This window comes from Mesorhizobium sp. M0139, from assembly GCF_040322455.1.
GTDB lineage: Bacteria > Pseudomonadota > Alphaproteobacteria > Rhizobiales > Rhizobiaceae > Mesorhizobium.
Window position 1 is genome coordinate 1 of the sequence record NZ_JAMYTN010000044.1, and the last position, 4270, is coordinate 4270.

A 4270-nucleotide genomic window follows, 5' to 3' on the forward strand; every position below is an offset into this window, starting at 1 on the left:
TCACGCCCTTTGAATACATCTGCAAAATCTGGACAAAAGAGCCCGAACGATTCAGGCTCGATCCAACCCATCAAACCTTGGGACTAAACACCTAGGTCTTCCTTCCCCGGCTGCATGCCAGACGTATTGTCCTTGGGCATCGCGCCGCTCCATCGGCGAGGCGTCAGTTCGTCTCGTCGACGATACTGTCATAGTCGCGGCCGATCAGTAGCAGCACGAAGCCGCAGGGCACTGTCACGCTGGTGAGGGCAATAAGGCCGAGCCATCCATAGTCCGGCTTCGCAAAATAGTAGTACCAGCTAATCGCCTGCACCAGCGGAGACACGATCAACATCCAAGCACCCCATACGCCATCCGTGTTGAGCCGGATCGTTGTCGTCGCCCGATATCTGATTGCCATACGTATGCCCTCCCATTCCCCAAAAGGCAGCTTCGCGCCGGTTGAGCGCGAACGCAAGCGCCGGCCCGGCTACGGCTTTACAAGCCTCACACCGGCGCCTCCTCCATTCTGCGGAATGAGCTCAACCCCGGCAGGCTCCAGAGCGGCCTGCAGGTCGACCAACGTGCGGTCGTATGGCGTCCGCTTGCCAGCTTCGAAATTGGCAATGGTCGTCTTGGCCACCTGGGAGGCCGCTGCCAGCTGATCCTGCGACCATCCAACAAGCGCCCGGGCCGGCGATACGTGCAGCCTTATACCATTAGTGCAATGTTATCGCAAATGCAGACCCAAATGCCTAACACCCCTCTTCTGGAGGCCGGCGAAGCTATGGCCGCTGCCTTCCTTGGAAGATTTTCCGCCGCGCCCTGCTCGGTGCCATCGCCTCTATTCCGGCCATAAGAGGCGCTGCCGCGGCGCATGTCTCGCCGCAACCGGCGCCTCTGCCCCTCCCAGGAGGAACTGCTGCAAGCCTACAGTGAGTGGCTGTTCTTCGAATGTCTGCTGCTTATGCGCGACATCTACCCTGGCGAGCGCAACCCCTACCGCCAAACAGCCCTCGTGCCCTGCAACACTCTTGCGGCGCATGCTACGATGACCGAGAGTTGTAGCCCGACATGGAAACGGTGCCCTCGCCAGCCACGCGTGCGCTGCTCGTCTTCCAGACTGTCGGCGTTGACTTCAGGCCGCTGAGTGAACGGCAATGATCTTTCGTTCAGAAGGAAACTGCCATGCGAACGACCGAACGTGATCGACCGTCGTCCGGCTGGTTTGTGGTCGACATGATGCGCCGCGAAGCCCGGAAGTGGGACTGGGCGGCGCTTGTGACCGATACGCATCCTGACGACGATCCAGAAGCTCGGATCTTTGCGAAGCAGTGCTGGGTCCCCATTCCCGGCAAGCACCGAAACCGAGATGCGGCTTGGGATATGTTCGAGGCGATGTCAGCCACGCGGCACTGACTGACTTTCATTCCGCAGAAGAGAAACGAACAGCCCGCTGCTGCTGGTGGCGGGTTTTTCATGTCGCGTTTCATGTCGCGTCCATCAGCCGCGCATCAGTAAAAACCGTTGGAAAACAAGGATACTCAGTTGCAACATGGTGCAACATGAGCTGAATATTACAGAAACAAGTGGTGCTCAGAGGCAAGTAGGAAATGTGTCTATGCTTTCAGATCTTACCACGCACATAGCCTGCGGACAACTAACAGAAATACCAACAATATATTCCCGTGGGTTATTTCATTCCTCCCGGAATGTCCGACTGATTTGGTCCGACAGCGGCTTCACGAAATAGGAAAGCGCCGTACGCTCGCCCGTCTGGACCATCGCTTCGGCCGGCATACCGGGCACGAGCGTCAGGCCCTTGAGCTTCGTCAGTTCCGCCTGCGGAACCGACAGGCGCACCAGGTAGTACGAAATGCCGTTTTTTTCATCCGTCGCCAGATCGGCTGCGATCCGGCTGACATATCCGTTCAATATCGGCGTGGTTCTCAGATTGAAGGCTGACATCCGCAGCACGGCCTTGTGACCAAGCTGGATTTGGTCGATGTCCTTCGGGGTGATTCGTACTTCAAGCGCAAGATCGTCGCCTTCCGGCACGATTAGCATGATCGGATCGGCGGGCGTAATCACTCCGCCGACCGTATGAACTGCGAGTTGTTGAATGGTGCCTGACTGCGGCGCGACGACATCGATCCGCCGCAGTTCCTGTTCAACCGCCACCTTGCGCTCAACATACTCCCCGACCTGCGCCTGAACCTCTCTGAGCTCCTGGCCGACTTCCGTCTTGAAATCCTGATCGATCTGCGGGATCTGCAGGCGCGTTTCGGCTATGCGGGCTGCCGTCTGTGCCTGATCTGCGATCTTCTCACCGCGTTCGCCACCGAAAGTGGCAACCTGGATCTTCAGGCTGTTCAACCGTTGGACCGAGACAATGCCTTGCTCGCGCAGCCCACTTAGAACAGCAATTTCCTTTTGGAGAACCTCGATCATTTTTTCACAGGCAATTTCCTGCGCCTTGAGTCCTTCGATCTCGTGGTGATATTGAGTAATGCGTTCCGCCAATTGCGCCTGCTTCCCGTCGCGGGATTGCCTGCGGAATTCGAACAGCAACGTCTCGCTATCTATTGCCGAAGCTACGTCTGGAACATCTCTTCGGGCGAGTAGCCAGTCCGGGAAGGCGATTTCCGCGAGATCGTCACGCTCAGCATCGAGTCGTGCCAGGTAGGCGCCCAGCTCATCGAGCCGCTTGGTGACTATGGCGAGATTAGCGCGCGTCTGGGTGGCATCGAGCCGCATGAGGATGTCGCCGGCTTTTACTTTATCGCCTTCGCGCACCAGGATTTCTCCCACCACCCCGCCAGTCGGGTGCTGCACCTTCTTGACATACGAAACGACGACAAAGTGTCCGGTCGCTACAACCGCACCGGAGAGATTCGTGAAGGTCGCCCAGGCTCCGGCTCCTCCCACAAAGATCACGCTCGCCAGAAGGCCCGCCACCAGGTGGCGGCGAATGGAGCTTGAAACGTCATTGTTCTGATCAATGCCGGACACCGGTATCCTCCATGTCAGCGCGCTCTGCCACGTTATCCTGCGTAGACTCGATGGCCTTCAGGACTTTGGAAGGCGCACCGAATGATCGCTGCCGTCCACCTTCCATCACCAACACCAAATCCACGGCGCGGATGACGCTCGGCTGATGGCAGACAACAACCGCAATGCCCTTGCGCTCGCGCACGGAGGCGATCGCCTTAGCGACTGCAGCTTCGCCTTCCGCGTCGAGATGGATATTGGGTTCATCCAGCACAACAAGGAAAGGGTCTCGATAAAGGGCACGGGCAAGACCGATAAGCTGGCGCTGCCCGGCGGAAAGTGCCGATCCGACCTCACCAATCGGAGTTTCGTATCCGTGCTCAAATCGGAGGATCAGTTCGTGCGTGCCCGCTGCTTTCGCCGCGGCGACCATAGCCTCAGGGTCAGGATCATGTTCAAAACGAGCAATGTTTTCGGCAATGGTGCCGTCGAACAGTTCAACACCTTGTGGTAGATAGCCGATATGACGGCCTAGTGCTTCCCGGTCCCATTGTTCGAGGCTTGCGCTGTCAATGCGAACCTTCCCGGCGACCGGCGTCCATGCGCCGACGATGGCGCGCGAGAGTGTCGACTTGCCCGAACCCGATGGACCGATGACCCCGAGTGCGCTTCCCGCCTGAATGGCAAACGCAATGCCGGTCACGGTCGGCTTGCTTTCGCCGGGCGGAACGATTGTCACGCCTTCCAAGCGCAGTTCGCGTTCAGGTGCAGGCATAGGCACAACAGGAGCGGTTTCAGGAACCTTTTCCAAGAGGTCCTCCAGCCGCGCCCAACTCTGGCGCGCAATGAGGAAGGGTTTCCAGCTTGAAATGGCCAGATCGACCGGAGCCAGCGCACGCCCCATCATGATCGAACTGACAATCATGACCCCGGCCGTAGCCTCCTGCCTGACGACAAGGTACGCACCGACGGTAAGAATGGCCGATTGCACCTGCAGGCGCAAGTCGGCATTACATCGCGCTGCTTGCAGCAGGCCATTGCGTGCCATGTTGTGGGCAACGGTATCGCTTATCGGCCCTTGCGAGAGAGTGTTGGCAAGGAGTGTCAGAGATGTGAGACCGACCGCCCCGATAAGTGCCGTCATGCCGATCCAGAAATGAAGGAGGAAGCAAATGCCAAGATAAAACAGCATCCATGGCAGATCAAAGAACGCTGTCGGACCGTTTCCACCTAAGAAGCCGCGAACATTGTCGAGATCGCGAAGCGGCTGCAAGCCGTCGCCCGGCATGCGCGTTGAAAG

5 protein-coding genes are annotated in these 4270 nt (G+C 58.3%); 1 reads left to right on the forward strand and 4 read right to left on the reverse strand.

What is annotated here, in order from left to right; translation table 11 throughout:
* Window positions 1-163: 163 nt before the first annotated feature.
* Window positions 164-334 (reverse strand): hypothetical protein, encoded by a 171-nt coding sequence (locus tag NKJ58_RS31380; protein ID WP_023703258.1) that lies wholly within the window; start codon window positions 332-334, stop codon window positions 164-166.
* 135 nt (window positions 335-469) lie between these two features.
* Entirely contained in the window at window positions 470-694 is a 225-nt protein-coding gene (locus NKJ58_RS31385; protein ID WP_352854706.1) for a helix-turn-helix domain-containing protein, read from the reverse strand.
* A 473-nt stretch (window positions 695-1167) separates the two neighbouring features.
* On the opposite strand from NKJ58_RS31385, the gene NKJ58_RS31390 reads away from it, so the two are divergent.
* Entirely contained in the window at window positions 1168-1398 is a 231-nt protein-coding gene (locus tag NKJ58_RS31390) for a hypothetical protein (RefSeq protein WP_352558370.1), read from the forward strand.
* A gap of 279 nt (window positions 1399-1677) precedes the next feature.
* On the opposite strand, the gene NKJ58_RS31395 is transcribed toward NKJ58_RS31390, so the two are convergent.
* Both NKJ58_RS31395 and NKJ58_RS31400 read right to left on the reverse strand, forming a co-directional pair.
* Window positions 1678-2991, reverse strand: coding sequence for an HlyD family type I secretion periplasmic adaptor subunit (locus NKJ58_RS31395; RefSeq protein WP_352543341.1), 1314 nt, complete (start codon window positions 2989-2991; stop codon window positions 1678-1680).
* On the reverse strand, window positions 2978-4270 hold a 1293-nt coding region (locus NKJ58_RS31400), incomplete at its 5' end, for a type I secretion system permease/ATPase (protein WP_352854704.1). The genes NKJ58_RS31395 and NKJ58_RS31400, both read right to left, overlap by 14 nt.

Excerpts from the sequence above, each read along its gene's own strand:
- NKJ58_RS31390 (WP_352558370.1), top strand. The coding sequence starts at position 1,168 with ATGCGAACGACCGAACGTGATCGACCGTCGTCCGGCTGGTTTGTGGTC.
- NKJ58_RS31380 (WP_023703258.1), bottom strand. The coding sequence starts at position 334 with ATGTTGATCGTGTCTCCGCTGGTGCAGGCGATTAGCTGGTACTACTAT.